Here is a 25,974-nt window from a genome sequence, read left to right on the forward strand (position 1 = left end):
GGGCAGCAGTGGAGAACGTGCGTTCTCCACCGGACTGCTACCGTAGGAGAACGTGCGTTCTCCAGTCAAGGAAGAGGTCCCATGGACAGCGAGGTCGCCCGGGAGCGGGCCCTGGACGCGGCGGAAAGGCTGTTCTACGCGCGAGGCGTGCGGGCCGTGGGCATGGACGAGGTCCGCGGTGCCTCCGGCGTCTCGCTCAAGCGCCTCTACCAGCTCTTCCCGGCCAAGGAGCAGCTCGTCGTGGCCTGTCTGGACCGGCGCGACGTGCGCTGGCGGGGGCGGCTGGCCGAGTACGTCGACCGGTACGAGGAGCCCGGCGCGCGCGTCCTGGCCGTGTTCGACTGGCTCGGCGGGTGGTTCGCGGAGCCCGGTTTCCGTGGCTGCGCCTGGATCAACGCCTACGGCGAACTCGGCCCCGCCTCACCCGCCGTGGCGGATCGGGTGCGGGCGCACAAGACGGCGTTCCGCGCCTTCCTCGACGCTCTGGCGGCCGGCGCGGGGCTGCCCGCCGCGCTGGGCGGGCAGCTCTTCCTGCTGGCGGAGGGCGCCATGGTGACGGCGGGCGTGACGGGCGGTACCGAGCCCGCGCGTCAGGCACGGGAGGCGGCACGGGTGCTGCTGGGCGCGGCCGGGGTCAGCCGACCCGCTCCGACACGGTGATCGCGCCGACGGGGCAGGCGCGGGCCGCCTCCCGGACCAGCGCGCTCCCGCCGCCGTCCTCCCGGCCGGGCCTGAGCGTGCTGTAGCCGTCGTCGTCCTGGGTGAAGACGCCGGGGGCGGTGAGGGCGCACTGGCCCGCGCCGATGCAGGTGTCCTTGTCGATGCCGATACGCATGCGGGGAGCCTCCTACCAGGCCACGGGGAGTTCCAGCATCCCCTGGATCGTGTCGCCGGGTTTGAAGGGGATCTCGTCCGCCGGGGCGGCCAGGCGCAGCGTGGGCAGCCGGTCGAAGAGGGTGCCCAGGGCGATCTCCAGTTCGGCGCGGGCCAGGTTCTGACCCAGGCACTGGTGGATGCCGAACCCGAAGGCGACGTGGTGGCGGGCCGGGCGGTGCCAGTCGAGGGCGTCCGGTTCGGGGTAGACGCTCTCGTCGCGGTTGATGACGGAGGTGGCGAAGACGACCCCGTCGCCGGCCCGGATGGTCTGCCCGTCCACGTCGATGTCCTCGGTGGCCATCCGCAGCAGCCCGTCGGCGATCGACAGGACGCGCATCAGCTCCTCCACGGCGCCGGGCAGCAGCGCGGGATCGGCCCGCAGTTCGGCCAGCCGCCCGGGGTTGGTCAGCAGGGTGTAGGTGCCCAGCGAGATCATGTTGGCGGTGGTCTCGTGACCCGCGACCAGCAGGATCACCGCGAAGGCGATCAGCTGTTCGCGGTCGGGCGCACCCTCGGCCGGCTGTTGCCGGACGAGGTCGTCCAGCAGGCCGTCGCCGGGTGCCTGCCGCTTGCGGTCGACCAACTCCCCCAGGTACGTCTCCAGCCGGTCGCGGGCGTCCGCGGTGTCGGCGGGCAGGGGGCCGCGCAGCAGCCGGCGGGACTGTTCCTCGAAGAACTCGTGGTCGGCGTAGGGGACTCCGAGCAGCGCGCAGATCACCATCGAGGGCAGGGGCAGCGCGAAGGCCGTCACCAGGTCGGCGGGCGGACCCTGCGCGATCATCGCGTCGAGCCGTTCGTCGACGATCCGCTGGATGCTCGGGCGCAGTGCGGCGGCGCGTTTGAGGGTGAACTCGGGGAGCACCATCCTGCGCTGGGCGCGGTGTTCGGGGTCGTCCACGCCGAGCAGGGCGGTCCTGCGCCCGCGTACGGCGGCCAGGCGCGCCGACGTGGCGGGGAAGCCGTCGCGGGTGCGGTCGGTCGACAGCCGTCGGTCGGCCAGCAGCCGGCGCGCGGCGGTGTGCCCGGTCACCAGCCAGGCCGGGCGGCCGTCGAAGAGCGTGATCCGGGCCAGCGGACGGGCGGCGCGCAGCGCGTCGTAGGCGGCGGGCGGGTGGTAGGGACAGGTCCGGTCCTGCGGGAAGGCGACGGGGGGTGCGGGGTGGGTGTTCGTCGTCGTGTCGGTGTCCGTCATGGAAGACCTCGCAGACGAGGAGTGCGTCGTATCGATCTTCATTAGATGCCTGGGGCATCTATGGGGCGACGGCAAGTTCGGCCAGATCGGTGGCGGAGGCAGACTGGCCGGGGAACACCGCTCCGGAGGTGGTAGGACCCTTGCGTGCCGGTCTCCGCCGCGTCGCGAGTGGCGTGATCGCGGCCTCCTTCGGCCCCGATCGCGTCCCGTGACTGGCCGAGCGGTACGGGGTTCGGGGGGCGGGATGCGGTAAGGATGGGAACGCGCCGGTCCGCCGGCCCCACGTCACGACGAACACGGACGGATGCACATGCCTCTTGACGGCGAGTACGAACCCAGCCCGACGCAGTGGGTGCGCGAACAGGTCGAACTGTACGAGAGCTCCGGCGGCACCAAGGGCACGACGCTGATGGACACCGGTCTGCCCGTGATCGTGCTGACCACCCGGGGCGCGCGGAGCGGCAAGCTGCGCAAGACGCCGCTGATGCGCGTCGAGCACGAGGGCCGCTATGCCGTGGTCGCCTCCCTGGGCGGGGCACCCAAGCACCCGGTGTGGTACTTCAACGTGAAGGCCGACCCCCGCGTGGAGCTCCAGGACGGGCCGGTGAAGCAGGACATGACGGCGCGTGAGATCACCGGCGCGGAGAAGGCCCAGTGGTGGGAGCGCGCGGTCGCGGCGTTTCCGTCGTACGCCGACTACCAGAAGAAGACGGAACGGGAGATCCCCGTCTTCGTCCTGGAGCCGTCCGACGCGGGCTGAACCGGGCGCGCGGAGGTTTCCCGGACCGGCGTGCATGGGCCGGCGGGTTCCGGGAACACGTCGTTCAGGCCCCGCCGCGTTCCCCCGTCGCGGCGGGGCTTTCCGCCGCCTCCCCCGCGGGCCGGTCCGTGACGTCGAGGAAGACCTGGTCCGTCTCGGGGACGGCGCGCGCGATCGACCTCTTGATACGCACGGCGGCCTCCTCCACCCGTTCGCTGTCCAGGCCCGGCACCAGGTCGACACGGGCCGCCACCAGCGTCGAGTCCAGGCCGGTCTTCATGGTGAACAGTGCCTCGACGCTGTCGATCTCCGGCTGGGCGCGCAGCAGCGCCCGGATCCGCCCGCTGGCCTCCGGGTCGGCGGCCTCGCCGATCAGCTGGTCGCGGGCCTCTCGGCCCAGCCGGTAGGCCACGTGGACCAGCAGTGCGCCGATGGCGAGGGAGGCGCAGGCCTCCCACACCACCTGCCCGGTGACCATGTGCAGGGCCATGCCGGTCATGGCGAGGCAGACGCCGAGCACCGCCGTGCCGTCCTCGGCGACGACCGTGCGCAGCGCCGGGTCCCGCATTCCGTCGGCGAGCCCGCCCTGGCCCCGCACCTGGTGCAGGGCCCGCAGCAGGGAACCGCCCTCCGCGAGCAGGGCGATGCCGAGCACGATCAGTCCGGCCACGTAGCCGCCGAGGTTCTCGTCGGCGCCGGTGCGCAGGGCCTCGACGCCCTGGAAGAAGGAGAAGCAGCCGCCCATGACGAAGATGCCGACGGCCGCGAGGAGCGACCAGAAGAACCGTTCCTTGCCGTAGCCGAAGGGGTGCCTGCGGTCGGCGGGGCGGCGGCTGCGGCGCAGGGCGGCAAGGAGGAAGATCTCGTTCATGCTGTCCGCGACGGAGTGTGCCGCCTCCGACAGCAGCGCGGGCGATCCCGCGACGACCCCGCCGACCGCCTTGGCGGCGGCGATCACCAGGTTGGCCGCCAGGGCCACGAGTACGGTGACGCGTGTCCTGCGGTCGGCCTTCCGGCCCGCCTTCTCTTCCCCGGCTGTCCCGCTCACGAAGCCCCGACTGCCCCGGCCGGCACGGTTCACACCCCGCCTTGCGGGTGGCCGCCAGTGCCGGCCGGCGAAAACGGGGAACGCCTCTACAAGGGACCGGTCAGAGGGCGCACGGCCGGTCGAGGACACGACGCACGGACGCACGGACGCACGGACGCACGGACGCACGGAACCACGGCACTCGGACCCACGGACTCGGACGGCGGGAAGGCAGGCAGGGGCATGAGCGGTGACGACGGGACGCCCGGGAACAGCGGCTACGGGAAGAAGGCGTTCAAACGCTCCCGCAGCCACTTCGCGGACCGGATCACGGCGGACGGCCGGGACGGCTGGCCCGTGGAGGCCGGCCGCTACCGGCTGGTGGTGAGCCGCGCCTGTCCGTGGGCGAGCCGGGCCCTGGTCTCCCGGCGGCTGCTCGGTCTGGAGGACGCCCTGTCCCTGGCGGTCGCCGACCCGATCCAGGACGACCGCAGCTGGCGGTTCACGCTGGACCCGGACGGCCGCGACCCGGTCCTCGGCATCCGCTACCTCAGCGAGGCCTACGACCGGCGGGAGACCGGCTACCCGGGCGGTGTGAGCGTGCCCGCGGTCGTGGACGTGCCCAGCGGGGCGCTCGTCACCAACGACTACCAGCAGATCACCCTCGACCTCGCGACCGAGTGGACCGCGCTGCACCGGCCGGGGGCGCCCGACCTGTATCCGCCGGCCCTGCGCGACGAGATCGACGAGGTGATGGCGGGGATCTACGAGGACGTCAACAACGGGGTGTACCGGGCGGGCTTCGCCACCGGCCAGGAGGAGTACGAGGCCGCGTGCGCGGGTGTGTTCCGGCGACTGGAGCAGTTGGCGCCCCGGCTGGAACGGCGGCGCTACCTGGTCGGTGAGACGATCACGGAGGCGGACATCCGGCTGTTCACCACGCTGGTCCGCTTCGACGCCGTCTACCACGGTCATTTCAAGTGCAACCGCTGGAAGCTGGCGGAGAACCCGGTGCTGTGGGCGTATGTCCGGGATCTGTTCCAGACACCCGGATTCGGGGACACCGTCGACTTCGACCACATCAAGCGCCACTACTACGAGGTGCACACCGGCGTGAACCCGACCGGCATCGTGCCCCTGGGCCCGGACCTGGCCGGCTGGCTCACGCCCCACCACCGGCAGGAGCTGGGCGGACGTCCATTCGGCGAGGGCACCCCGCCGGGGCCGCCCCGGGCCGAGGAGGAGGTGCCGGCGCGGGGCAGGCCCTGATCCGGGACTCGTACGACCATTCAGCGCACACCAGGCAAGGAGATTCCCATGGCGAAGACGGCGAAGAAGAAGAAGCTCCCCCTCGCCTACAAGCCCGTCGGGTTCGCGCTCGGCTGGCTGGGCGGCACGCTGGCCGGAATGACGTTCCAGAAGACCTGGAAGGTGATCCGGCACGAGGACGACGCGCCCGACGCCCTCGACCCGGACCGCGGCTGGGGCGAGATCCTGCTGGCGGCCGCGATCCAGGGCGCCATCTTCGCCGCGGTGCGCAGCGCCGTGGACCGTACGGGCGCCAAGGCCATCGAGCGCTCGACGGGTTCCTGGCCGGTCCCCGCGAAGGGCCGGGACTGACCCGCGCCGCCCGGCAGGGTCTAGCCCTGCTTGGGTGCCGTCGGAGCGAGAGTCCCGCGGAGGGTGAAGGAGTGGCCGGCCGGGTCGGAGAAGCCGCGCTCCTCGTGCGGGCCGGCCGGGTCCTTCGCCTCCACCGGACGTCCGCCGAGCCCCACGATCGCGCGCTCCGCCTCGTCCAGGTCCGCCACCACGAAGTCCAGGTGGACCTGGAGGGAGTTCTCCGGGCGCGGCCAGCTGGGCGGAGTGGCGTTCACGTCCCGCCGGAAGGCCATGCGGAAGCCGCGGGGGCCCTCGATCTCGATCCGGTTGGCGCTCACTTCACTCTCCTCCGCGCCCAGCAGCCCCTTGTAGAACTCGGCGAGCTGTTCGGGTTCGGCGCAGTCGAGCACCACGACGCCCGCGTTGACCAGTGCCATGTCTCCTCCGAAGGATTCCGGGCGACGGGCCGTCGTGCCCCCGCCCTGTACCTTGCGGATGTCCCGGCCCGGCGGAAACAGTCGGCGGGCAGCCACTCGGCGGCACGGTTGCAGAGCCTGCCGCCCGTCCCCTCCCTCCCCCTCCCCCAGTTGCGAGGTCTCGATGAACACCATGCGCGCCATCGGCCAGGACGTCCTCGGCGGTCCCGAGGTCCTGAAGGAGGTACGACCCGAGCGCCCCGAGCCGCGCCCGAACGAGGTGCTGGTGCGGGTGCGTGCCGCCGGGGTGAACCCGACCGACTGGAAGCACCGGGCGACCGGCGGCTTCCTCGGCGAGCCGCCCTTCGTACTGGGCTGGGACGTGTCGGGCGTCGTGGAGTCGGTGGGCATCGGCGTCGCCGCGTTCCGTCCCGGTGACGAGGTCTTCGGCATGCTGTCCTACCCCTTCGGCCACGGTTCGCACGCGGAGTACGTCACCGCTCCCGCGCGCACCTTCACGCCCAAGCCGTCCGGGATCGACCACGTCCAGGCGGGCGCCCTGCCGCTGGTCTCGCTGACGGCGTGGCAGGCCCTGGTGGAGCGCGCGGACGTGCGGCCGGGGCAGCGGGTGCTCGTCCACGCGGCAGCCGGCGGTGTGGGCCATGTGGCGGTGCAGATCGCCAAGGCACGGGGCGCCCATGTGATCGGCACGGCCAGTGCGGGCAAGCACGAGTTCCTGCGCTCCCTCGGGGCGGACGAGACCGTGGACTACCGGGAGACGGATTTCGCCGAGTCCGTGAAGGACGTCGACGTCGTCCTGGACACGATCGGCGGCGACACGTCACTGCGGTCCCTGCGGGTGCTGCGTCCGGGCGGGGTGGTGGTCTCGATCCTGCCGGTCGGGCCGGACGACTTCTACGAGGAGGCCGACCGGCTCGGAGTGCGGGCGGTGCGGATGCTGGTCGACGCCGACCGGGCCGGTATGGAGGAGATCGCCCGCCTGGTCGAGTCGGGGAAGCTGCACGCCACGATCGCACAGACGTTCCCGCTGGCCGAGGCGGCGCGGGCGCACGCACTGGGCGAGACCGGCCGCACCACGGGCAAGCTCGTCCTCGAGGTCGGCTGAGCGGACGACGGAGGGGCGGTCGCCCCCTGACCGACGGACGGTTGGGCACGGCTCTGAGATTTCGATGACATATGTCAATCGAACATGCTCAAACTCGCTCGATCGAGGTAACTTTCCGAGCGGACTGGGTAGTTGAGCCCCCGGAAGCAGGCCGGTAAGGCCGCGACAGGCTGGAGGCAAGGTTCGTGCGGCAGGAATCCGCGTCGCCCACCCGGCACCTACGTGTGCGCCACCACCGGGGACACACGGTGCTGGAGTTCCGGGGCGAGATCGACATCGCCTCGGCGGCGGAGATCGCCCCGTACCTGGACCGGGAGACGGGCCGTCCCGGTGCCCGGGTCGTCCTGGACCTCGGCGGCATCGAGTTCTTCGACTGCTCCGGGCTGCGCCTGCTGTACCGGGCCCGTGGCCAGGTGCTCGACGGGGGCGGGCAGGTGCACCTGGTGTGCACCCACGCGCTGACCCTGCGCATGCTGCGGATCACCGGCCTGGCCCGGCTGCTGCCCCCGTGGCCGACCCTGGACGAGGCCCTCGGCGTCAGCCGCCCGGCCGGGCGTCGAACAGGGCACTGACCGACTCGCCGTTGTGGATGCGGCGCACCGCCTCGGCGAGCGCCGGGGCGATGGACAGGATCCGCAGCTTGTCCGTGTGGTCGTCCGCCGGCACCGGCACGGTGTTGGTGCACACGATCTCCAGCACGTCCGGCTGCTCGCTGAGACGCCCCAGCGCACCGGCCGCGAACAGCCCGTGCGTGCAGGCGAGGCGGATGGTGCGCGGGCCCGACTCCCGGAGCCGGTCGAGGAGTTCCAGAACCGTACTGCCCTTGGCGATCTCGTCGTCGAGCACGATGACATCCCGTCCCGCGACGTCCCCGATCACCGAGCTGATGCTGACCCGGTCGTCGGCGTACCGCTGCTTCGCCCCGGCCGCCACCTGGGCGCCGAGCATCCGGGCGAACGCGGCGGCCTCCTTGGCGTTGCCCAGGTCCGGCGAGACGACGGTCGCGCGGGAGAGGTCGTACTGCCGGAAGTGCGCCGCGAGTTCCCGCAGCGCGTGCAGGTGGTCGACCGGCACGGAGAAGAAGCCGTGCACCTGGGGCGAGTGCAGGGTCATGGCCAGGACCCTGCTCGCCCCCGCGGCCACCAGCAGGTCGGCCACCAGGCGCCCGCCCAGCGAGATGCGCGGGGCGTCCTTCTTGTCGGAGCGGGCGTAGGAGTAGTGCGGCATGACCACGGTGATGCGGCCGGCCGACGCTCCGCGGGCCGCGTCGCACATCATCAGCAGCTCGACGAGGTGTTCCTGGACCGGTGTGACCAGCGGCTGGACGAGGAACACGTCCCGCTCGCGGCAGTTGGCCATCAGCTGCACTTCCAGGCAGTCGTTGGCGAACCGGCTGACCCGGGTGGGGCTGAGCGGCACGCCCAGCTGGGCGCACACCTCCTCGGCCAGCTCGGGGTGGGCACTACCGCTGAACACGGCGATGTCTCGCACGGACCGCTCCTCGCGTGATCCTGTCCGGCCGGGATCACCAGCTTACGGATATCCTGTTGCGCCGCGCCCGGGGCCCCGCGCCATGATGGCGCCGTCCGTGCTCCCTCCGCCCTCCTCACGTCAGGATCCCCCGCATGCGCCGACTCCTCGGAACCCCCCAGTGCCCCTTCCGGCCCACGGCTCCCGAGGACTCCTCCACGCATGCGCACCCTGAACATCGGCATCCTGGCCCACGTCGACGCCGGTAAGACCAGCCTCACCGAACGGCTCCTGTTCGACCACGGCGCCGTCGACCGGCTCGGCAGCGTCGACACCGGCGACACCGTCACCGACGACGGCGGCATCGAGCGCCGCCGCGGCATCACCATCCGCTCCGCCGTCGCCGCCTTCACCGTGGGCGACACACGCGTCAACCTGATCGACACCCCGGGACACTCCGACTTCGTCGCGGAGGTCGAGCGGGCCCTGGAGGTGCTCGACGGCGCGGTGCTGCTGCTGTCCGCCGTCGAGGGCGTCCAGGCGCGGACCCGCGTCCTGATGCGTACCCTGCGGCGACTGCGGCTGCCCACGCTCGTGTTCGTCAACAAGATCGACCGGGCCGGCGCGCGTACCGACGGCCTGCTCGGCGACGTCCGGCGCCTGCTGACGCCGCACGTCACGCCGCTGACCGAGGTGACGGACGCCGGTACCCCGCGCGCCCGGGTCACCCGCCGCCCGCCCGACGTGCGGACCGCGGAGGCGCTCGCCGAGGTCGACCCGGAGATCCTGGCCGCGCTGGTCGACGGCCCCGAGCCGACGGCGGCGGGCCTCGCCGCGGCCCTCGCCGCCCGTACCGCCGACGGCTCGTTCCACCCGCTGTACCACGGCTCCGCGCTCGGCGGCGAGGGCGTCGCGGAGCTGGTCGAGGGACTGGTCGGCCTGGTCCCGGCCGCCACGCCGGACGCGTCCGGCGGCACGGAACCGCGCGGCACGGTCTTCGCCGTACGCCCCGGACCCGCCGGCGAGCACACCGCGCACCTCAGGCTGTACGGCGGCGAGGTGCACCCGCGCCGTCGGCTCACCTTCCTGCGGCGCGAGTCCGACGGGCGGACCACCGAGGTCTCCGGCCGGGTGACCCGCCTCGACGTCGTCGGCGGCGACGCCACGCTCACCGCCGGGAACATCGCCGCGCTCACCGTCACCTGCGGCCTGCGCGTCGGCGACCGGCTCGGTGAACTGACCGACCGCACACCGCAGTTCGCGCCCCCCACCCTGCAGACGCTGGTCCGGGCCCGGCACCCGGAGCAGGCGGCACCGCTGCGCTCCGCCCTGCTGGTACTGGCCGACCAGGACCCGCTGCTGCACGCCCGGCCGGCGGCGTCCGGCGCCACCGCACTGCTGCTGTACGGCGAGGTCCAGATGGAGGTGCTCGGGGCGACACTGGCCGAGGAGTTCGGGATCGAGGCGGAGTTCACGCCGGGCCGCGTCCGGCTCCTGGAGCGCCCGGCGGGTACCGGTGAGGCCGCGGAGGAGATGCCGTGGCTCGACCACACCCGGTACTTCGCGACGATCGGGCTGCGCGTCGAACCGGGGCCGCGCGGCACCGGCGGGGCCTTCGGGTACGAGACGGAACTCGGCGCGCTCCCCCGGGCCTTCCACCGGGCCGTCGAGGAGACCGTCCACGCCACGCTGCGGTCCGGGCTCACCGGGGCCGCGGTGACCGACTACCGGGTCACGCTGGTCCGCTCCGGCTTCAGCTCGGTGTTCAGCACGGCCGCCGACTTTCGGGGGCTGACAGCGCTCGTGCTGCGCCGTGCTCTGGCCCGGGCCGGGACCGTGCTCTACGAGCCGTACCAGGCCTTCGAGGCGGAGGTCCCGGCGGACACGCTGGCCGCCGTGACGGCCCTGCTGGCCTCGCTGGGCGCGGACTTCACCGGTACGGCGGGGGGCGACCCGGCCTGGATCGTCACCGGCGAGCTGCCGGCCCGGCGGGTGCGGGAGGCCGAGCTGCGGCTGCCGGGACTGACGCGGGGGGAGGCGGTCTGGTCCTCGCGCCCCTGCGTGGACCGTCCGCTGAAGCCGGGAAACGGTGGGCCTGGCAAGGGAGTTGGGGGGCATCCGGGTGAGTAGGAAGGAGGGCCGTCGCCATGACGACTCCCGTCAGGAAGCCCACCAGTCCCGTCGAGAGGCCCGCGCGGCGCATGCCCGGCTGGGCGAAGGCGCTGACCGCGCTGGTGCTCGTGCTCGTCGTGCTGTTCGCGGGGCTGCGCCTGAGTGTCGTACCGGGGCTGAAGGACCTGTTCGGCTCCGAGACCCGGGACCGTTCGGGCCCCGCGCTGCTGAAGTCCGTCCAGGACATCAGCCGGTACGACGCCGCGTCCGGCAACTTCCAGGTCGTCGTGGACCTGGAGAAGGACGCCAGGTTCCTGCCCGACGCGATCCGCGGCACCCGCACCCTGTACGTCGGGGCCGGCACCGTCGACGCCTTCGTCGACCTCGGAAAGGTGGCCGAGGAGGACGTGACGGTCGACGACGCGCGGACCTCGGCCACGCTCCGGCTGCCGCACGCCGCGCTGGGCGAACCGGCGCTCGACCCCGACCGTTCCTACGCGGTCTCCAAGCAGCGCGGGCTGCTCGACCGGCTCGGCGACCTGTTCTCGGACAACCCGAACGGCGAGCAGGCCGTGCAGAAGCTCGCCGCCCGGCACATCGGCGACGCGGCGAAGGACAGCGAGCTGAAGGCGCGGGCGGAGAGCAACACCACCGCCATGCTCCGGGGGCTGCTGACCTCCCTCGGCTTCGAGAAGGTACGGGTGACGTACGGGGCCTAGGCCGGGGCGGCCGTGGGTGGCGCTCGGCTCACCCGGACAGCACGCCGGGCAGGGCCAGCGCCCCCAGCAGGGCGGTGCCCACCAGCAGCCACGCCACGTAGTCGCCGACGTGCCCGGACTGCAGCCGCCGCAGGGGCAGCACCCGGTCCGGGACGACGAGCAGCCCGGGCCGGCCGACGGCGACGGCCGCCAGCGCCACGGCCAGGACGGTCGACAGGAGTCCCAGGCCGACGCCCAGGGGCGTCCAGTGCACGGAGGTGTGGACCAGACCGGCCGAGGTGGCCTCGCTCATCGCGTGCGCCACCGCGTTGCCGAAACCGGGGACGGCACCGGCCGCGAGGGCCCCGGCGAGCAGGAGGGCGGGAACGGCCGTCATGGTGTCGGGCACCTGGCCGAGCCGCTGGCGGGTCTCCGGCTCCTCCCCCGCGCCGGTCGTCTCGTACGCGTCGCCCCCGCCCCCTCCGTCGGCGTCCTCGGGTGCGGGGCCCAGGCCCCAGAACACCCGGGCCGCGACCCGCAGCACGGCGGCCGCGGTGACCGCGCTCGCCAGGACGTAGAGCACGGTGAGCGGGCCGCCCACCGCCTCCTCGGTGAGGGACTTGCCGAGCGCCGTGCCGAACGGCGGCAGCCCCGCGAGGCCCAGCGCGCCGGCGACGACCATCGCGCCGACGCCGCGCAGCGGACGGGCGCGGCCGTGCAGGACGTGTTCGTCGACGCTGCCGTACCGGTCGAGGAGAACCCCCGCGCAGGCGAACAGCGCGGCCTTCACCCCGGCGTGCCCGACGACGTACAGCGCGACCCCGTCGTCGCCCTCGGGCGTGAGGGTGCCGACGCCCAGCAGGAACAGACCGGTGTGCGCGATCGTCGAGTACGCGAGGAGCCGTTTGATGTGCCGCTGGTGCCAGCACATCACGGCGCCGAGCGCCGCCGTGAGCGCGCCGAGCACCGTCAGCACCCGCTCCGCGTCGGCGGCGGGCAGCCCGCCGGGGCCCGAGAACACGGTGTCGTAGACCCGCCAGACGCCGAAGACGCCCAGCTCGACCATGACGCCGGAGAGCAGCATGCACACCGGGGTGGGAGCGACGGCGTGCGCGTCCGGCAGCCAGAAGTGGAAGGGGACGGCCGCCGCCTTGACCAGCAGGCCGGTCAGGACGAGGACGAAACCGGTCAGCACCAGTGCGTCGGGCGGGCCGTCGGCGTCCAGCGCGCCGCCGATCCGGGCGAGGGCGAGTTCGCCGGTCCGGGCGTAGAGCAGCGCGATGCCCATGAGCAGGGCGTAGGCGCCCAGGGAGTTGACCACGGCGAAGGTCAGCGCGCCCTGCACGGCCCTGGCCTCCTCGACCCGGTGACCGGTCAGGGCGTAGGCGACGACGCTCATCAGCTCGAACCAGACGAACGCGTTGAACAGGTCGCCCGCGATCGCGAAGCCGCACATGCCGGCCTGGAAGACCAGCACGAGCGCCGGAAACGCCCCGGCGTGGCCGTGCGGCGGCTCGTCGAAGGAGCGCCAGGAGTAGGCGAGGGCGGCGAGGGTCAGCACGGACACCAGCGCGGCCGTGCCGAGTCCGGGGCCGTCCCCCGTCAGGGCGATGCCGACGCTGTGGCCGGCCACGGGCTCCCAGCCGCCCACCCACTCGGTCAGCGGCGGCGAGGAGTGCGTCAGCAGGAGGACCGCGAGCGCGGCGGTGCCGGCCGCGACGGCGCAGGCCGTGCTCTCCGCGACGAAGCGGGGCACGTGTCTGCCCGCGGCGGCGAGCAGGGCGGCGCCGAGCAGCGGGACGGCGACGAGGAGGGGCAGCAGATGGTGCATCAGCCGCGCAGCTCGCTCAGTTCGTCGGGGTCGACGGTGCCGTGCCGCTTGGCGACCTGCACGACGAGGGCCAGCAGGAGGGCGGTGACGGTGGCGCCGACCACGACGTCGGTCAGGGCGAGGGCCTGGACCACGGGGTCGACCACCGGCCGGGAGCCGGGTGCGAGGTCGGAGAAGACCGGTGCGGTGGCGCCGTCGCGGTAGCCCACGGCCAGCAGCAGGACGTAGGTGGCGGCCTGGCACACGGACAGACAGCCCACGGCGTGGACCAGGTCGCGGCTGGTGGCCAGGCCGTAGCAGCCGGCCAGGAAGACCCAGGCGGCCACCAGGTAGGGCAGCATGTGCGTCGGCTCGGACATGGGGCTCTCACTTCCCGCGCCGGCCGGCGTCGTCGGGTCCCTGGGCGTTCTCGCCCTCGTCCACGATCTCCACGGCCTGGTCCAGGAACCCGGCGAGCAGGACGACGACCGCGCAGGCGACCTCCATGCCGATCGCGGCGTTCAGCAGCGGGACGGTGCCCGCGGAGGCGAGCGTGTTGAACGTGCCGTACGGGAGCGGCGTGTTGGCGAGGAAGGCGGAGCCGCCGAGCAGGGCGGCCAGGCCGGTGACGAGGTAGGCGGAGGCGGCGAGCGCGTCCCCCGTCTCGTAGGGGACGAGGGGGCGTACGCGTTCGAGGGCGCGGTAGTCGGCGCCCAGGTAGAGCAGGTGCAGGGCGGTGGCGGCGACGACGCCGCCCTGGAAGCCGCCGCCGGGGCTGACCTGGCCGTGGGCGACGACGTAGAGGCCGGTCAGCAGGGCGACCGGCAGCACGAGCAGGGCGTAGCGGCGCACGGGCCGGGAGACGGCGGCCGGTTCGGGGCGGGCCCGGTGCTCGTCGCGGGTCTGGCGCAGCAGGACCACGCAGCCGAGGACCGCCGCGAACAGGATGCTCATCTCGCCGAGCGTGTCGTAGGCCCGCTGGTCGAAGGTGACGGAGGCGACAGTGTTGGCGGTGTGCCGGCTCAGGGACGCCTCGACGGCCCGGTCGCCGTAGGGGTGCCGGTCGCCGCCGAAGCGGGGCAGGTCCAGGCCGGCGGCCACGAGGAGCGCGGCGAGACCGGCGCCGCCCGCGGCCACCAGCCACAGTCGGGTGCGGGGGCTCACCGGCCGCTCTCCCTTCCGCGCCGCGCGGCGGGCCCGCCGCGCCCGCGCTGCCCGCGCCGGCGCACCTTGCGGACCGTCAGCATGAGCAGGAGGGGGGTCAGGGCGGAGCCCACCGCCAGCTGCGACAGGGCGACGTCGGGTGCCTGGAGCACGGTGAACAGCACGGCGAGGACGACGCCGAGGACGGCCAGGACCAGCGACTGGCGCACCGGGTCGCGGACCGCCACCGCCGCCGTGGCGGACACGGCGACCAGCAGCAGCGCGATGACGATCACGGCCTCAGTCACGACGGGCCCTCCTGCATTCCGCCGGCGAGGGCCCGGGAGGCGACCAGGTTGCCGCCGACCAGCAGTGCCCCGACGACCAGCAGCTTGACCAGGGCCCTGCCCGGGCCGGTGGCCACACCCACCGCCACCACGACCGCGGCGCCGAGGGCGGCCGCGGTGAGGGCCGGGCCCCGGGCGTGCGGCGGGTCGTCGGTCAGTTCGTCGGCGAGCAGCCGGGCGAAGACGAGCGTGCCCACGGGCCCGAGGACGGCGAGCACGAGGGCGAGGTCGACGTACGCGGGCCGTTCGTAGCCCTGGGCCAGCAGCAGGAGGACGGGGCAGGCCAGCGCCGTGCACAGGTTCTGAGCGGCGGCGCGCCGGCGCAGGGGGCCGGTCACCACGCCCCAGAGGGTGGCTCCGACACCCGCGGCGAGTACCACGGCGGCGGCGAGGATCCAGCCGTTCACGGACCGGTCACCGCCCGTCGCGCGGCCCGTGCGACGAGCGCCGTCACGGCCGAGGCACCCGCACCCACGGCCAGTTCCAGGGGGTCGACGGTGCTGACGAGGACCAGCCAGAGCGCGGTGAGCGGGGCCCACCAGGCGGCCACCTCGGCCGCGGCGAGGAGTGTCCTACGGCTCTTCACGCGCCACTCGCCACCCTTTTGTCGCTGTTATTCCGGCTTCGCCGTCATCCAAGCACCGTGCGAGGGGCGGCCGGCGGCGACGCGCGGTCCCTCCCCCGGCCGGAGTGCCCCGGGCGGGGGAGGGAAAACCGGACAGCCGGGCGCGGGGGTCGCGCGGTTCGCCGGGCATCCTCGGCGGTTCGGCGGGTAACCGCCCTACCACGCGGGGAAGTTGACGACTGGAGGACCGACATGGCTCGTGCCGCCTCAGGACCGCGTTCGCGGCCGCGCCCCCGCGCCGGCAAACCGCGGGACGGCGACCGTCCCGAACGGCACACACTCGCCCTGCCGTTGCGGCTGCTGGCGACGGCGTGCGCGTTCGTCTTCATGGTGGCGTTCGCGGTGGTGCTGGCGCGGCTGACCCTGCACCCCTCCCCCGCGTCCGAGGCCCTGACGCACACCAACCTGCACCCCGGACGCTCGCTGAAGGCGTATCTGGACCAGCCCGCCCTGCGCGACGCGGTCAAACAGATCGGCGGGAACATCCTGCTCGGCGTGCCGTTCGGTGTGCTGGTCCCGGTCGTCGCACCGCGCACACGCGGGGTGCTGCGCGTACTGGCGCTGACGGCCTTCGTGATGCTGCTGGTGGAGTGCGCGCAGGGCGCCCTGGTCGCCGGGCGGGCCTTCGACGTCGACGACGTCATCCTCAACACCGGTGGGGCGCTGATCGGTTACCTGCTCCTCGGCCGACGCATGAGCCGTACGGTGCACGCGCGCGGGGGACGTACCTGAGACCGGGCCATCCGGTCCGTACCAAGGTATTGACCGACCCTTATCTCACTACTTGAATAAAGAGGCGTCATCCCCAACCCCCCACCTCGGTCGGTGCCTTCGCGCGAGGCGCCGTACGGAAGGGAGAGCCGTGGCCCGCCCACGCCTGCTCCGCAGATGCCTCCTCGCCGCCGCCCTGTCCGCCGGGCTGGCCGCGTCCCTCGTGACCGGCCCCGCCCAGGCGGACCCGGAAACCTCCCGGGCCGCAGGGTCCGCCGGATCGGTCGGCGTCTCGTCCTCCGCGGCCGCTGCCGTTGCCTTCTCCGACACCTTCGACGGCCCGGCCGGCGCGGCCGTCGACTCCTCGAAGTGGCAGATCGAGACCGGCGACAACGTCAACAACCACGAGCGGCAGTACTACACCTCCGGCAACGGGAACGCGGCCCTGGACGGCCAGGGCCACCTGGTCGTCACCGCCCGCAAGGAGAACCCGGCCAACTACCAGTGCTGGTACGGCACCTGCCAGTACACCTCCGCCCGGCTCAACACCTCGGGGAAGTTCACGGCGCAGTACGGCCACGTCGAAGCACGGATGAAGGTGCCGCGCGGCCAGGGCATGTGGCCCGCGTTCTGGATGCTGGGCACCCCGGTGAACTGGCCGGACTCCGGCGAGATCGACATCATGGAGAACGTCGGCTTCGAGCCCTCCACCGTGCACGGCACGATCCACGGCCCCGGCTACTCCGGCTCGGGCGGCATCGGCGCGGGGTACACCCTGCCGGGCGGCCAGGCCTTCGCTGACGCCTTCCACACCTTCGCCGTCGACTGGGCGCCCGACTCCATCACCTGGTCGGTGGACGGCACCGTCTACCAGCGGCGCACCCCGGCCGACCTGGGCGGGAAGCAGTGGGTGTTCAACAAGCCGTACTTCCTGATCCTGAACCTGGCGGTCGGCGGCTACTGGCCCGGCGACCCGGACGGCTCCACGGTCTTTCCGCAGACCCTCGTCGTCGACCACGTGTCGGTGACGACGGGCGAGACTCCGGCCGGCGGCGCGATCCGCGGCCTGGCCGGCAAGTGCGTGGACGTCGCCGCGGCGAACAGCGCGAACGGCACGCCCGTACAGCTCTACGACTGCAACGGCACGGCGGCCCAGCAGTGGACGGTGGGCTCCGACGGCACGGTCCGGGCGCTGGGCAAGTGCCTGGACGTCAACGCCGGCGGCACCGCGGACGGCACCGTCGTCCAGCTGTGGGACTGCAACGGCAGCGCCGCCCAGCGCTGGGTGGTCACCGCCGCGCGCGACATCGTCAATCCCCAGGCCGACAAGTGCCTCGACGTCACCGGCAACAACTCGGCCAACGGCACCCGGCTGCAGATCTGGACCTGCACGGGCGGCGCCAACCAGAAGTGGACCGTCGGCTGAGGCACGGGGCGGGCGGGGGCCGTCGTTCCGCCCGGGGCCCGTCCGGCGGATCCTAGCGAGGCGTCCAGGTGAACTTGTCCCCGCCCACCCAGCGGACCACGTCCGGGTCGTCCAGGTCGTGGACCGTGATGCCGAACGCTGCGGCGGCCTCCAGGACGTCGGTGACGGCCTTGGCCTCACCGACCACCTGGCCGTCGATCTCCACGATCCGGAACGGGGGCGGGCCCGCCTGCACCCCGAGCACGAGGATCCGCGGACTGCCGATGTGCGGGCTGTCGATCTCGGTCATGCCTAGAGGGTAGGCCGCAACCCGCGCGGGCGAGGACCCGGCCCCTGGTCCGCGGCCCACGGAGCCACCCGCTCGTGGTGCGGGCCCGGGCGCTCTGGGGAACCCTGGACGTGCCGGCACAGGCGCACGAGGAGGTGGCCATGGACCCCGTCGAGGCGCTGGAACGGATCGCGTTCCTCCTGGAGCGGGCCCAGGCGCCGACGTACCGGGTCCGGGCCTTCCGGACCGCGGCCGGAGTACTCGGGGCCCTGCCGTCCGCCGAGCTGCGCGAGCGGGCGGGATCGCTGGAGTCGCTGAAGGGCGTCGGGCCCAGGACGGCGCAGGTGGCGCGCGAGGCGCTGGACGGCCGGGTGCCCGGCTACCTCGCGAAGCTGGAGGACGAGGCGGACGCCCCGCTCGCCCGGGGTGGTGAACGGCTGCGGGAGCGGCTGCGCGGCGACTGCCATCTGCACTCGGACTGGTCCGACGGCGGCAGCCCGATCGAGGTGATGGGCCGGACCGCGGCGGCGCTCGGGCACGAGTGGGCGGCCCTGACCGACCACTCCCCGCGGCTGACGGTGGCCCGCGGGCTCTCCCCCGCGCGGCTGCGCGAACAACTGGACGTGGTGGCGGAGCTGAACGCCACCTGGGCGCCCTTCCGGCTGCTGACCGGCATCGAGTGCGACATCCTCGACGACGGCTCCCTCGACCAGGAGCCGGAGCTGCTGGAGCGGCTGGACGTGGTGGTCGTGTCCGTGCACTCCAAGCTGCGGATGGACGCACGCTCGATGACCCGCCGGATGGTGACCGCCGTCCGCGATCCGCACGCGGACGTGCTCGGGCACTGCACCGGCCGGCTGCTGACCGGGCGGGGGCGGCCGGAGTCGGCGTTCGACGCGGACGAGGTGTTCACCGCCTGCGCGGAGTCCGGCACGGCCGTGGAGATCAACAGCCGTCCGGAGCGGCTCGACCCGCCGCGGCGGCTGCTGCGCCGTGCGGTGGCGGCCGGCGTGCTGTTCTCGATCGACACGGACGCGCACGCGCCGGGTCAGCTGGACTGGCAGATCCATGGATGCGTACGGGCCGAGGAGTGCGGGGTGCCCCCGGAGCGCGTGGTCACGGCCTGGTCCCTGGACGAGCTGCTGGCCTGGACGCGGGAGGGCCGTACGCCGGCCGGAGTGGCGAGCCGCTGACGTGGTACCCGCACGCCGAGCCACGGGCCGGGAAGGGACCAGGAAGGAACAGCGCATGGAACGGGCCGCCGTGTTCGACGTCGACGGGACCCTGGTCGACACCAATCACCTGCACGTGACCACCTGGTGGGAGGCGTTCCGGCAGGCGGGGCACCGGGTGCCGATGCACGCCGTCCACCGGGCCGTGGGCCTGGCCTCGGGCGACCTCGTCGCACGGCTGCTCGGCGAGGACCGGGACAAGGAGCGGGACGCGGAGCTGAGCGCCGCGCACAAGGCACTGTACGGACAGTACTTCGACCGGCTGCCGGCGCTGCCGGGCGCCGGGGACCTGCTGCGCCGTCTGGCCGCCGACGGCTGGAAGGTGGTGCTCGCCACCTCGGCGGGCGGGCCCGAGCTGGGCGCCCTGCGGCGCGCGATCGACGCCGACGACGCGATCGACGCCACCGCGAGCGCCGACGACGTGGACGCGGGCAAGCCCGACCCGGAGCCGGTCGAGCACGCCCTGGAGCTGGCCGGGGTACCGGCCGGGCGGGCCGTCTTCGTGGGCGACACCGTGTGGGACATGCGCGCGGGCAGCCGCGCCGGGGTGCGGTGCGTGGGGGTGCTGTGCGGCGGTCTCCCCCGCGCCGACCTGGAGGCGGCGGGAGCGGAGGCCGTCTACGCCGATCCGGCCGACCTGCTGGCGTCGCTGAGCGGGAGCCCGCTGGCATGAGGCGCCGGTCCCTGCTTCGCATGCCCCCGTCCCCTCGCCCGCCCCACCTGCCCCGGCCTCCCCGCGCCGAGACGGGTCCGCCGGCCACGCGGGCGTCCGGCACCGCATGAGCGCTGTGACACACACCCTCCGGGAGGCACTCCGGGGACGGCGGCCCGCGGCCGCGGTGTGGTGGGAGGCGTGTGCCGTCGGACGGGCCGTCCGCGCCGCCTGGCGGGGGCCGGGGCGGGAACGCGACCTGGTCGTGCAGTCGCTGAAGGCCGCGGGCGCGGCGCTGATCGCCTGGACCGTGGCGGGCGTGTGGCTGGGCGATCCGATGGCGCTGATGGCGCCCTGGGTGGCGCTGGTCCTGGTGCAGGCCACCGTCTACAGCTCGGTGCGGCAGGCCGGGCAGCAGTTCGCGGCGATCTGCGCCGGCGCGCTGCTGGCGTCGGCGGCGCAGGCGATCACGGACGACAACACGGGGGCGCTGGTGCTGTCGCTGCCGGTGCTGATGCTGGTGGCGAACTGGTCGCGGTTCGGCGGGCAGGGCATCTACGCGGCCACCACGGCGGTGTTCGTCCTGGCCTCCGGCACCACCGTCTCGGCCGCCGCGGTCGGTCACCGGGTGGGGCAGGCGGCGCTCGGGGCGGTCATCGGCGTGGCGGTCAACGCCCTGGTGCTGCCGCCGATCCACCTGCGGGACGTGCGGGAGAACCTCGCGGCGCTGGCCGAGGAGGCGGGCGACCTCCTGCACTCCGTCGCCGCCGACCTGCGGGAGACCCAGTGGGACGCACAGAGCGCGGCCGGCTGGACCAGTGACGCGGCACGGCTGGAGCGGCGGCTGGGGGCGCTGGACTCCGCCCGGTCGTGGAGCCGGGAGAGCCTGCGGCTGACCTCGGGCCCCCTGCGACGGCTGCACCGCGGGCCCACCGTCGTGCCGCCGGAGGACGAGGACCGGCGGTGGAGCCGGGTCACCGGGAACCTCGGCGCGCTGACCCGGACCCTGGCGGTGGCGGCCGACGAGCACCGGACGCCCGCGCCGCCCGAGGGTCCGGTCCTGGACCTGTACGCGCGCCTGCTGCGGCTGATCGGCGACGCCTGTCACGCCGAGGCGGGCCGGTGGGCGGGCGAGCAGCCCGAGGCCGATCCGGCGGCCACCGAGGAGACGATGGAGGAGCTGCACCTGCGGCTGCAGGAGGGGCTGCGCGAGCACGCCGGGCGGGGCGCCGCCCGGACCGCGGTGCTCGGCACGCTGCTCCTGCAGGCGGAGAACCTGTGGGCCGAGATCGTGCCCGAGCCCCGCCAGTCCACCGAGCAGTGACACACATCACCCCAAACCCCGACAGACGGTGGAACACGGGCCGGTCGTTCGCCGTTGAACAGATCGTGGGTACGGACGGAACAGTGTCCCCGGGCCTCACCTATAGCCCACAGGGAAGATCGTTCGGCTGAAGCCCTGTGGAGCCCTCCGCCGAGAGGCGACCGCCGTCCGTATCCACCTCGTACCGCCCCGATCGTGATTCCCCCGTCGCGGTCGGGGCTTCTCCTTGCGTGCTCCTCCCGGGCGGCGGGTACCCGGTGCTCTCCGCACGGGCAGGCGGCCGAGAGGAGCACGAGGTGAGCAGCGCGAAGGGCAGCAGGATCGTGGTCACGGGTGCCACGGGCAACGTGGGCACCAGCGTGGTGCGACTTCTCTCCGAGGATGCGGAGGTGGGGTCCGTGCTGGGGCTGGCCCGGCGGATCCCCGACCGGTCGCCCGCGAGGACGGAGTGGGCCGCGGTGGACCTGGCCTCGGAGCAGAGCGACCTGACGGGCCGTTTCGCGGGCGCCGACGCGGTGGTCCATCTGGCCTGGGCGTTCCAGCCGACGCACGACCCGGCGACGACCTGGCGCACGAACGTGCTCGGCTCCATCCGGGTGTTCGAGGCGGTGGCCGCGGCCGGGGTGCCGGCGCTGGTGCACGCCTCGTCGGTCGGCGCGTACTCGCCGGGGCCGAAGAACCACGCGGTGGACGAGTCCTGGCCGACGCACGGCTGGCCGGACGCCGCGTACTGCCGGGAGAAGGCCTATCTGGAACGGGCCCTGGACACCTTCGAACGCGATCACCCGGGGATCCGGGTGGTGCGGATGCGGCCCGCGTTCCTCTTCAAGCGGGAGTCGGCCAGCGAGCAGCGCCGGATCTTCGGCGGCCGGGTCCGGCGGCGCGTCCGGAGCTGCTCCCGTTCCTGCCGGACGTCCCCGGTCTGCGGGTGCAGGCCCTGCACACGGACGACGCGGCCCGGGCCTACCGGCTGGCGGTGCGGTCCGCGGACGCCCGGGGAGCGTTCAACCTCGCGGCCGATCCGCCGGTGGACGCCGGGTTGCTGGGCGAGCTGCTCGGGGTGCGCCCGGTGCGCCTGCCGCGCACCGCGGCCCGCTCGGCGATCGCCGCCGCGTGGGGGATGCGGCTGCTGCCCGCCTCACCGCACCTGTTCGACGCGGTGCTGCGGCTGCCGGTCATGGACTGCACACGGGCGCGGGTGGAGCTGGGCTGGCGCGCGACGCGCAGCGCCACGGAGGTGCTGGAGGAGTTCCTGCGGGGGCTGCGACAGGGCGCGGGGGCGGACACGGAGCCGATGCGCGGGCGCAAGGTGGGCTGAGCGGCGCGGGCCGGGCCTCAGCCGGAGGACTCGTCCGGCACCGGGTGCTCGGGGTGTACGGCAGCCGAGTGCGGTGCGCCCTGCCGGCCCGTGCCGGCCTCGTCGGTGTCGGGCACGTCGGGCACGGGCCCGGTCTCCGCGTCACCGGCGCTCTCCGCGTCGTCCTCGGGCCGTGCGTCGTCCGGACCCTGCCGGTGCTCGCTCTGCTCGGGGGTGGGCGAGGCGGCCTCCCACGGATCGTCGTGATCGCCGGCCTGCTGGTCGGGCATGTCGCGCGGGACGGGGGCACCGTTCTCACCCGGTCCTTCGTGGCGGTGCTCGGACACGGCGCGCTCCTTCCCCTGGGTTTAGGAGCGACGTCGGGTACCTCCTCGGCGACCGGCGAAACCTCAGTGCGGTGCCCGCTCCTCGAGCGCCGTGCGCCAGGCCGGGACCGGATACTCGGGGGCCGGTTCGGGGCGTCTGCCGCCCCGCGCGAAGAAGTCGGCCAGGGGCAGGATCGCGGCGCCGACGGTGACGGCGTCCGGGCCGAGCCGCCCCAGCTCGACCGTCACCTTCCGGGCGGGGTGGCGCAGCGCGTACGACACGGCGTGGCGGCGGACGGCGGGCAGGAAACGGGCGCCGAGCTGGAGGCCGGCCCAGCCGCCGATGAGGATGCGCTCCGGCTGGAAGAGGTTGATCAGGTCGGACAGGCCCGCGCCCAGGTACTCGGCGGTCTCCTCCAGGACGGCGAGCGCGACCGGGTCCGCCGCCGAGCCGTCGGCGGGGTAGGCGGCGGCGAGCATCGCGGTGAGGGCCGTCTCCTCGTCGGTGCCCTCGGGCACCCGGCCGTCCTCCTCCCGCCAGCGGGCCAGCAGCGACTCCGCACCGGCGTAGGCCTCCAGGCAGCCGAGTGCTCCGCAGCGGCAGCGGCGGCCCCTGACCCGGACCGTCAGGTGCCCCCATTCGACCGCCCGGCCCTGCTCGGCCTCGGGGGTGACGAGGCTGGCGCCGACACCGGAGCCGAAGAGGACCACGACCGCGTTGCGGGCACCGCGCCCGGCGCCGAACCACATCTCGGCCTGGCCGAGGGTCTTGGCGCCGTTGTCGATGAGGTAGGGGACGGTGTCGGGCAGTGGTGAGCCGGCGCGGAGCAGGGCCTCCAGCGGGACCGCGTCCCAGCCGATGGTCTGACCGTGCACCACGGCACCGCGGTCGGCGGTGTGCTCGACGATGCCGGGGACGCCGATCCCGGCGCCGAGCAGCCGCTCGGGCGGGAGTCCGGCCGTGGCCAGGACCTCGGCGATGCCGTCGCGGACGTGTCCGACGATGACGTCGACGTCGTGCCGCTGCGGGGCCAGCGGGCGTTCGGCGCGGGCGAGTTCGGTGAGCGTGAGGTCGAACAGTTCGACCCGCACCCGGGTCTCGCCGACGTCCACGCCGATCATGTGCCCGCTGGCGGGGGCCACGCGCAGCAGGGTGCGGGGCCTGCCGCCGTCGGAGTCGACGCTGCCGGCCTCCTCCACCAGTCCGTCGCCGACCAGGTCGGCGACCACGTTGCTGACGGAACCCGAACTGAGGCCGGTCGCCGGACCCAGCTCGAAGCGGCTGAGCGGTCCGTCGAAGTAGAGCCGTTGCAGTACGGCCGTGCGGTTGGCCCTCCTGAGGTCGCGCACCGTGCGCCCGTTCCGCCCCGCCATGTGGCTCCTCCCGTACCGTGCCCGGTCTGCAAGATACCTCCGCCGCGGGGCCGCACGCGACTTCCCTTTGTGCTTAATTCATGCTATGAACTCGCCTCCTCGGAAATCCGCGGAAATCCGGTGGCGACTCCATCGTGGGCTATCTACGCTAGGTGGAAACCTAGAGACCCTAGGCACCTGTGGCCCATATCGCCCATGTGCCCGACATGACCAAGGGGAGGCTCCGATGAGAGCACTCGACGAGCAGGACGTCCGCACCTCCTTCATCAACTGCTCGAAGGGCGAGGCCAAGCGCCTGGCCGTCCCCCGCGACCTGGACGAGCGCCCCTGGGACGATCTGGACTTCCTCGGCTGGCGGGATCCCGGGGCGCCCGACCGCAGCTACCTGGTCGCCGACCTCGACGGGCGTCTCACCGGTGTGGCACTGCGCTTCCAGACCGCCAGGAGCGGCTACTTCCAGCGCAGCATGTGCGCGCTGTGCCTGACCACCCACCCCCGGGGCGGTGTGTCCCTGATGACGGCGCGCAAGGCCGGAGCGGCCGGCCGTGAGGGAAACTCGGTCGGCCTGTACATGTGCACCGATCTCGCCTGCTCCCTGTATCTGCGCGGCAGGAAGGTGTCGCAGAGCGGCGCCCGATTCGAGGAGAGTCTGACTCTGGAGGAACAGGTCGCCCGGGCGCTGGGCAATCTGTCCGCGTTCGTCGCCAAGGTGACCGCCTGACCCGTCCGGCCGCGCCCGGCGCGTGAGAGGGGCCCGGCCGCCCGCGTCCGGCTACCGTCCTGATCGGACACGTTCGAGGCGCCTGCGGAAGGGAACCGCCCGAGGATGCGGGATGTGCTTGAGGCCGCGAGGGCGGCTCTGCGGCGGGTGAAGTGGCTGCGGGACCCCATGGTCGTACAGGCCCTGCGCTCCGCAGCCGCGGCTTCGATCGCCTACGTCATCGCGGTGCGGCTGTCCCCCGACAAGTCGGCGGCGCCGCTCACCGCTCCCCTGACCGCGCTGCTGGTCGTCCAGGTCACCCTGTACGCCACGCTGAAGATGAGCTTCCGCCGGGTGAACGCCGTGGTCGCGGGTGTCCTGGTCGCCATCGCGTTCAGCCAGCTGGTCGGGCTGAGCTGGTGGAGTCTGGCCCTGATCATCGTGGCGGCGCTGGGTGTCGGGCACCTGGTGCGCGCCGAGGAGTTCACCGCCGAGGTGGCGATCAGCGCGATGCTGGTGCTCGGCGTCACCTCGCACGGGAGCCTGGCCTGGGCGCGGGTGGTGGAGACGCTGATCGGGGCGATCGTCGGACTCGTCTTCAACCTGATCCTCGCGCCTCCGGTGTGGGTGGAGCAGGCCGGGGAGTCCGTCGTGGGGCTGGCCCGGCAGGTGCGCCAACTGCTGCTGCGCATGGGCGAGGAGGCCGCCGGCAGCACGCCGTTCCACGAGGCGGCCGCCCGGCTGCACGAGGCCCGCCGGCTCGACCACGACATCGGCGAGGTGGACGAGGACCTGCGCCAGGCGGAGGACAGCCTGCGGTTCAATCCCCGGGTGCGCGAGGGGCTGCTCCACCGAGTCGTGCTGCGCACCGGTCTGGACACCCTGGAGATCTGCACGGTGGTCATGCGGGTCCTCGCGCGCAGCTTCACCGATCTCGCCAAGGAGCGCGAGCCGGAGCCCCTGTTCGCGCCGGAGACGGGCGCCGCGATCCAGCAGCTGCTGTCCGAGATCGCCGACGCCGTGGTGAGCTTCTCGGTGCTGGTCACCAGCAATGCCAGTGAGAACGCCGAGTCCGCGGAGGAGCGGCTGACCGCCGAGCTGCGCCAGGCCGCGGCCACCCGGGACAGGCTGGCCGACCTGCTGCTGGAGGAGGTCCGGCGCGACGCGACGCAGTGGCAGCTGCGGGGCGCGGTGCTGGCCGAGGTGAACCGGATCATCGACGAGATGGACACCGAGCACCGCTCCCGCCGGCTCCTGGAGGAGCTGGACCGTCACACGCGCGAGCAGCGCGAGCGCATGCCGCGGCTGACCCGGCTGCGGGACCGGGCGCGCGACCGGCTGCGGGCCGGGCGGCGCGGGCGGAACCGCGACACCGCCGCGCGGCGTTCCCCTTGAGGAACGACGAAGTGAGGAACGACGAAGTACGCGCGGCCCGCGAAGTCGCGTGAACCGCGAATGAGGGG

General features: G+C 73.7%; 29 protein-coding genes and 1 pseudogene. 16 read left to right on the forward strand and 14 right to left on the reverse strand.

Annotated features, from left to right (window positions below; genetic code table 11):
* The first annotated feature begins 81 nt into the window (after positions 1-81).
* Complete coding sequence (locus C4J65_RS00120) at positions 82-660, forward strand: TetR/AcrR family transcriptional regulator (RefSeq protein ID WP_115740475.1); 579 nt, start codon at positions 82-84, stop codon at positions 658-660.
* On the opposite strand, the gene C4J65_RS00125 is transcribed toward C4J65_RS00120, so the two are convergent.
* Together C4J65_RS00125 and C4J65_RS00130 are read right to left on the reverse strand one after the other, a co-directional pair.
* Entirely contained in the window at positions 635-835 is a 201-nt protein-coding gene (locus C4J65_RS00125) for a ferredoxin (RefSeq protein ID WP_115740476.1), read from the reverse strand. The two genes, C4J65_RS00120 and C4J65_RS00125, sit on opposite strands and share 26 nt — an antisense overlap.
* 12 nt (positions 836-847) lie before the next feature.
* Complete coding sequence (locus C4J65_RS00130) at positions 848-2,068, reverse strand: cytochrome P450 (protein ID WP_115740477.1); 1,221 nt, start codon at positions 2,066-2,068, stop codon at positions 848-850.
* A 310-nt stretch (positions 2,069-2,378) separates the two neighbouring features.
* On the opposite strand from C4J65_RS00130, the gene C4J65_RS00135 reads away from it, so the two are divergent.
* Entirely contained in the window at positions 2,379-2,828 is a 450-nt protein-coding gene (locus tag C4J65_RS00135) for a nitroreductase family deazaflavin-dependent oxidoreductase (protein ID WP_115746224.1), read from the forward strand.
* 64 nt (positions 2,829-2,892) lie between these two features.
* Here C4J65_RS00135 and C4J65_RS00140 read toward each other — a convergent pair whose 3' ends face one another.
* On the reverse strand, positions 2,893-3,876 hold the full coding sequence (locus tag C4J65_RS00140) for a cation diffusion facilitator family transporter (RefSeq protein ID WP_240330353.1): 984 nt from the start codon (positions 3,874-3,876) through the stop codon (positions 2,893-2,895).
* 222 nt (positions 3,877-4,098) lie between these two features.
* Here C4J65_RS00140 and C4J65_RS00145 point away from each other — a divergent pair, with 222 nt between their 5' ends.
* Positions 4,099-5,124, forward strand: coding sequence for a glutathione S-transferase C-terminal domain-containing protein (locus C4J65_RS00145; protein WP_115740479.1), 1,026 nt, complete (start codon positions 4,099-4,101; stop codon positions 5,122-5,124).
* 48 nt (positions 5,125-5,172) lie between these two features.
* Positions 5,173-5,475: a DUF4235 domain-containing protein gene (locus C4J65_RS00150; RefSeq protein WP_115740480.1), complete on the forward strand. Its 303-nt coding sequence runs from the start codon at positions 5,173-5,175 to the stop codon at positions 5,473-5,475.
* Between the two features lie 20 nt (positions 5,476-5,495).
* Here the strand turns inward: C4J65_RS00150 and C4J65_RS00155 are convergent, their stop codons facing one another.
* Complete coding sequence (locus C4J65_RS00155) at positions 5,496-5,891, reverse strand: VOC family protein (protein ID WP_115740481.1); 396 nt, start codon at positions 5,889-5,891, stop codon at positions 5,496-5,498.
* A 163-nt stretch (positions 5,892-6,054) separates the two neighbouring features.
* On the opposite strand from C4J65_RS00155, the gene C4J65_RS00160 reads away from it, so the two are divergent.
* Positions 6,055-6,996: an NADP-dependent oxidoreductase gene (locus C4J65_RS00160; protein ID WP_115740482.1), complete on the forward strand. Its 942-nt coding sequence runs from the start codon at positions 6,055-6,057 to the stop codon at positions 6,994-6,996.
* A 185-nt stretch (positions 6,997-7,181) separates the two neighbouring features.
* Positions 7,182-7,568 (forward strand): anti-sigma factor antagonist, encoded by a 387-nt coding sequence (locus tag C4J65_RS00165; RefSeq protein WP_115740483.1) that lies wholly within the window; start codon positions 7,182-7,184, stop codon positions 7,566-7,568.
* Here C4J65_RS00165 and C4J65_RS00170 read toward each other — a convergent pair.
* Positions 7,534-8,487 (reverse strand): ribose-phosphate pyrophosphokinase, encoded by a 954-nt coding sequence (locus C4J65_RS00170; protein WP_115740484.1) that lies wholly within the window; start codon positions 8,485-8,487, stop codon positions 7,534-7,536. The two genes, C4J65_RS00165 and C4J65_RS00170, sit on opposite strands and share 35 nt — an antisense overlap.
* 201 nt (positions 8,488-8,688) lie before the next feature.
* Here C4J65_RS00170 and otr(A) point away from each other — a divergent pair, with 201 nt between their 5' ends.
* A complete protein-coding gene (gene otr(A) / locus C4J65_RS00175) occupies positions 8,689-10,596 on the forward strand; it encodes a tetracycline resistance ribosomal protection protein Otr(A) (protein ID WP_115740485.1) in 1,908 nt (635 codons plus the stop codon).
* A gap of 17 nt (positions 10,597-10,613) precedes the next feature.
* Positions 10,614-11,297 (forward strand): DUF4230 domain-containing protein, encoded by a 684-nt coding sequence (locus tag C4J65_RS00180; RefSeq protein WP_115740486.1) that lies wholly within the window; start codon positions 10,614-10,616, stop codon positions 11,295-11,297.
* A gap of 28 nt (positions 11,298-11,325) precedes the next feature.
* Here the strand turns inward: C4J65_RS00180 and C4J65_RS00185 are convergent, their stop codons facing one another.
* From C4J65_RS00185 to C4J65_RS00210, 6 genes are read right to left on the reverse strand one after another with little or no spacing between them, the layout of a single operon-like run.
* The gene (locus C4J65_RS00185) at positions 11,326-13,107 is read right to left on the reverse strand and encodes a complex I subunit 5 family protein (protein WP_115740487.1); all 1,782 of its coding nucleotides are present in this window, start codon (positions 13,105-13,107) and stop codon (positions 11,326-11,328) included.
* Positions 13,107-13,466 (reverse strand): sodium:proton antiporter, encoded by a 360-nt coding sequence (locus C4J65_RS00190; protein ID WP_115740488.1) that lies wholly within the window; start codon positions 13,464-13,466, stop codon positions 13,107-13,109. The genes C4J65_RS00185 and C4J65_RS00190 overlap by 1 nt, the downstream gene beginning before the upstream one ends.
* Before the next feature lie 7 nt (positions 13,467-13,473).
* Positions 13,474-14,250: an MnhB domain-containing protein gene (locus C4J65_RS00195; protein ID WP_115740489.1), complete on the reverse strand. Its 777-nt coding sequence runs from the start codon at positions 14,248-14,250 to the stop codon at positions 13,474-13,476.
* A complete protein-coding gene (locus tag C4J65_RS00200) occupies positions 14,247-14,537 on the reverse strand; it encodes a hydrogenase subunit MbhD domain-containing protein (RefSeq protein ID WP_115740490.1) in 291 nt (96 codons plus the stop codon). Before C4J65_RS00200 ends, C4J65_RS00195 begins: the two co-directional genes overlap by 4 nt.
* Positions 14,534-14,983 (reverse strand): MrpF/PhaF family protein, encoded by a 450-nt coding sequence (locus tag C4J65_RS00205; protein WP_115740491.1) that lies wholly within the window; start codon positions 14,981-14,983, stop codon positions 14,534-14,536. Before C4J65_RS00205 ends, C4J65_RS00200 begins: the two co-directional genes overlap by 4 nt.
* Positions 14,980-15,162, reverse strand: a complete 183-nt coding sequence (locus tag C4J65_RS00210; RefSeq protein WP_115740492.1) for a hypothetical protein — start codon at positions 15,160-15,162, stop codon at positions 14,980-14,982. The genes C4J65_RS00205 and C4J65_RS00210 overlap by 4 nt, the downstream gene beginning before the upstream one ends.
* 231 nt (positions 15,163-15,393) lie before the next feature.
* Here C4J65_RS00210 and C4J65_RS00220 point away from each other — a divergent pair, with 231 nt between their 5' ends.
* Both C4J65_RS00220 and C4J65_RS00225 read left to right on the forward strand, forming a co-directional pair.
* The gene (locus C4J65_RS00220; protein ID WP_115740494.1) at positions 15,394-15,933 is read left to right on the forward strand and encodes a VanZ family protein; all 540 of its coding nucleotides are present in this window, start codon (positions 15,394-15,396) and stop codon (positions 15,931-15,933) included.
* Between the two features lie 130 nt (positions 15,934-16,063).
* Positions 16,064-17,338, forward strand: a complete 1,275-nt coding sequence (locus C4J65_RS00225) for a glycoside hydrolase family 16 protein (RefSeq protein WP_115740495.1) — start codon at positions 16,064-16,066, stop codon at positions 17,336-17,338.
* A 52-nt stretch (positions 17,339-17,390) separates the two neighbouring features.
* Here C4J65_RS00225 and C4J65_RS00230 read toward each other — a convergent pair whose 3' ends face one another.
* Entirely contained in the window at positions 17,391-17,627 is a 237-nt protein-coding gene (locus C4J65_RS00230) for a hypothetical protein (RefSeq protein WP_115740496.1), read from the reverse strand.
* A 140-nt stretch (positions 17,628-17,767) separates the two neighbouring features.
* On the opposite strand from C4J65_RS00230, the gene C4J65_RS00235 reads away from it, so the two are divergent.
* From C4J65_RS00235 to C4J65_RS00250, 4 genes and pseudogenes are all read left to right on the forward strand, one after another.
* Positions 17,768-18,799, forward strand: a complete 1,032-nt coding sequence (locus tag C4J65_RS00235; RefSeq protein WP_205351121.1) for a PHP domain-containing protein — start codon at positions 17,768-17,770, stop codon at positions 18,797-18,799.
* 55 nt (positions 18,800-18,854) lie between these two features.
* Positions 18,855-19,511 (forward strand): HAD family hydrolase, encoded by a 657-nt coding sequence (locus C4J65_RS00240; protein WP_115740498.1) that lies wholly within the window; start codon positions 18,855-18,857, stop codon positions 19,509-19,511.
* A gap of 106 nt (positions 19,512-19,617) precedes the next feature.
* The gene (locus C4J65_RS00245) at positions 19,618-20,814 is read left to right on the forward strand and encodes an FUSC family protein (protein ID WP_205350933.1); all 1,197 of its coding nucleotides are present in this window, start codon (positions 19,618-19,620) and stop codon (positions 20,812-20,814) included.
* Between the two features lie 296 nt (positions 20,815-21,110).
* A pseudogene (locus tag C4J65_RS00250) lies at positions 21,111-22,132 on the forward strand (SDR family oxidoreductase).
* A gap of 17 nt (positions 22,133-22,149) precedes the next feature.
* Here C4J65_RS00250 and C4J65_RS00255 read toward each other — a convergent pair.
* Positions 22,150-22,458: a hypothetical protein gene (locus tag C4J65_RS00255; protein WP_115740499.1), complete on the reverse strand. Its 309-nt coding sequence runs from the start codon at positions 22,456-22,458 to the stop codon at positions 22,150-22,152.
* Positions 22,459-22,521: 63 nt separating this feature from the next.
* A complete protein-coding gene (locus C4J65_RS00260) occupies positions 22,522-23,811 on the reverse strand; it encodes an ROK family transcriptional regulator (RefSeq protein ID WP_115740500.1) in 1,290 nt (429 codons plus the stop codon).
* 226 nt (positions 23,812-24,037) lie between these two features.
* Between C4J65_RS00260 and C4J65_RS00265 the strand changes: the two genes are divergently transcribed.
* Positions 24,038-24,532 carry an FBP domain-containing protein gene (locus C4J65_RS00265; RefSeq protein WP_115740501.1) on the forward strand — a complete coding sequence of 165 codons (495 nt, stop codon included), beginning with the start codon at positions 24,038-24,040 and terminating at the stop codon, positions 24,530-24,532.
* A 105-nt stretch (positions 24,533-24,637) separates the two neighbouring features.
* Complete coding sequence (locus C4J65_RS00270) at positions 24,638-25,906, forward strand: FUSC family protein (RefSeq protein ID WP_205350934.1); 1,269 nt, start codon at positions 24,638-24,640, stop codon at positions 25,904-25,906.
* Positions 25,907-25,974: the final 68 nt, after the last annotated feature.

It is taken from the genome of Streptomyces sp. CB09001, assembly GCF_003369795.1.
Classification (GTDB): domain Bacteria; phylum Actinomycetota; class Actinomycetes; order Streptomycetales; family Streptomycetaceae; genus Streptomyces.